This window comes from uncultured Citricoccus sp., assembly GCF_937871995.1.
Classification (GTDB): domain Bacteria; phylum Actinomycetota; class Actinomycetes; order Actinomycetales; family Micrococcaceae; genus Citricoccus.
Map to the genome: position 1 here is coordinate 1 of NZ_CALMQR010000047.1, position 2260 is coordinate 2260.

Sequence of the window (2260 nt, forward strand, 5' to 3'; positions counted from 1 at the left end):
CCCCGCCGTTCTCGTACCGGTGACGCGGTCAGGAGGTCGGTTCGGCTCCGGCGTCGGCGTCGGCCACGTCCGAGCCGCTGTCGACGTCGGCCGCGTCGACGGCGTCCTCGTCGTCCTGGTCCTGGTCCTGGTCCTGGTCCTGGTCCTGATCCTGGCCCCGGCCATCATCGTCGCCCTCGGGGCCGTCGCCCCCGTCCTCGTCGCCGCGAAAACGCGCCAGGGCCTTCTCCGGGTCCTCGCCGGCGGCGATGGCGTCCAGGCGGATCTTCTCCTCCTGGCTGACCCGCTCGGACCACGGCACCCAGTCCGGGGCCAGGATGGCGCGCTCGCCGGGCAGGAGGCCGACCTCGCACACGGTGACGACCTTGCTGCGCGGTGCGCGGGCCAGGGTCGCGAACCACTCCCACCCGCCATAACCGGGCAGCGTCGCGGCGAACCGATGCGTGACGAGCCGGTCGTCGTCGGCCACGGCGCTGACGTGCGCGCCGACCTGGCCGTCCTCGGCCAGGCCGGTCTCCGCGATCAGCGCGGCCCGGGCCTCGTCCACGGCACCGGCCAGCAGCTCGTCGAGCTTCGGCGCCCGGCGCCGGGGCGCACGGGTCGGCTTCGGGGGGATCCGCACGGTGCCTGCGGCCGTCTGCACGGTCTGCGCCTCACCGGGCGGCGTGTCCGCGGTCCGGGCCTTGTCGTCTGTGGCCTGTGCGGCCACCGCAGTCTCAGGCCTCAAGATCGTCCGCAACCTTGCGCAGCGCCATGGCGATCTTCTCGGCCTGGGACCGCTGGGGGTACTTGCCCTTGCGCAGGCCGTTGGAGGCGATGTCGAGCCACTTGATGAGGTCCTCGACCAGCACGGCCATGTCCTCGGGCTTGCGGCGGTGGGCTCGCACCACGGACGGGGCGTCGTCGAGGATCCTGGCGCTGAGGGCCTGCGGGCCGCGGCGCCCCTCGGCCACGCCGAACTCCATGCGCGTGCCGGCGCGGACCTCGGTCACCCCGGCGGGCAGGGCGGAGGCGGGCAGGTGCACTTCCCTGCCGTCCTCGGTGTGCAGGAATCCGAACCCCTTGGCGGAGTCGTAGAACTTTACCTTGCCGGTGGGCATAACTCGTGTCCTTCTCTGTCTTCGGTGCACCCTTCCGGCCGTGGCGGCGTGCCGTCGCCGACCGGTCGGGCCGGGCCGACTGCGGGGGTCGCATGGCCGGGCGTTCACGGTGCGGCGACTCCTGGTGGCCCTGCGGCGATGCCGGCGTGACGGGCGGGTGCGGCCTCGGGAGTCGTCGTGGACGTCCGGTTCCGGGCGAACCCGCCTCCGTCGCGTGCCGGACGGAAGGGAAAGTCTGTAGCCCCTCAAGGATACCCTCTCGCCCCTCACCCGGGACCTTCCCCCGCGGCGCCGCTCACCGCAGGCGTAGACTGGTCGCCATGTCCGTACGTCCCGTGACCTCCCCCGAGGCCTCCGTCGCCACCGGTTCCGCCGCAGGCTCGACCCCCGAGTCCCTGCCCTGGCTGCGCGCGTTGCTCATCGTGGGCGGGACGCTGACCGCCGTGTCCTTCGCCGCCACGGTGCTGCTCCTGGCGTCCTACTTCCTCCAGATCACGGCCTGGCCCGTGTTCTACTGGTTCGGACTCTTCGGGCTCCCGCTCGGCTTCGCGCTGATGCTCGCGTTCGTGGTGATCAAGGCGGTGCTCAGGCGCCGCGCCTGACCCGGTCGCCGAAGCCATGACGGCCGTCTCGCTGACGAGCCACCTCGCCCGGTGGCCGGACCACCGACTGCACCGCCTGTTCCGGCTCCGGCCAGACCTCTGCCATCCGCCCGTTCCCGATCTCGCCGCCCTCGCGGCGAGGGCCAGCACCCAGATGTCCGTGCTGCGTGCCCTCGACGGCCTGGACCGGGCCCACCTCGACGTCCTCGAGGCCATGGCGGCCCTCGCCGGGGCACCCCGGATCCCCGGCGCCGTCCAGGGTGCCCCGGGCCGCCGGGTCCCCGACGCCGGGGCGGTCGTCACCCGCGCCCGCCTCGCCGTGTTCCTGGGGACCGCCGGTCCTGACGATCCCTGTTCCGACGCCGTGGACTCGGTCCTGCATGACCTGGCGGACGCCGCCCTGGTGCTGCCCGCCGGTGACGGCTGGCAGTTGCCCTTGGCCGTCACCACCGCGCTCGGCTCCCATCCGCTGGGCCTGGGGCGCAGCCTGGCGGTGCTCGTACCCGAGGACGGCCCCGCCGGCCCCGGCGGACGGCCCACCCGCCCGGGTCCCGCCCC

At 74.0% G+C, this 2260-nt stretch carries 3 protein-coding genes and 1 pseudogene; 2 read left to right on the plus strand and 2 right to left on the minus strand.

The annotated features are described in order from the left end of the window. Positions 1 to 28: 28 nt before the first annotated feature. Positions 29 to 727, minus strand: a complete 699-nt coding sequence (locus Q0283_RS04145) for a DUF3027 domain-containing protein (protein ID WP_298043233.1) — start codon at positions 725 to 727, stop codon at positions 29 to 31. After that, positions 717 to 1100 carry a cold-shock protein gene (locus Q0283_RS04150; RefSeq protein ID WP_010145000.1) on the minus strand — a complete coding sequence of 128 codons (384 nt, stop codon included), beginning with the start codon at positions 1098 to 1100 and terminating at the stop codon, positions 717 to 719. The genes Q0283_RS04145 and Q0283_RS04150 overlap by 11 nt, the downstream gene beginning before the upstream one ends. 320 nt (positions 1101 to 1420) lie before the next feature. Here Q0283_RS04150 and Q0283_RS04155 point away from each other — a divergent pair, with 320 nt between their 5' ends. Next, positions 1421 to 1702: a hypothetical protein gene (locus Q0283_RS04155; RefSeq protein ID WP_183523415.1), complete on the plus strand. Its 282-nt coding sequence runs from the start codon at positions 1421 to 1423 to the stop codon at positions 1700 to 1702. Between the two features lie 16 nt (positions 1703 to 1718). Continuing rightward, positions 1719 to 2260 (plus strand): annotated as a pseudogene (locus tag Q0283_RS04160) (hypothetical protein); the annotation flags it as partial.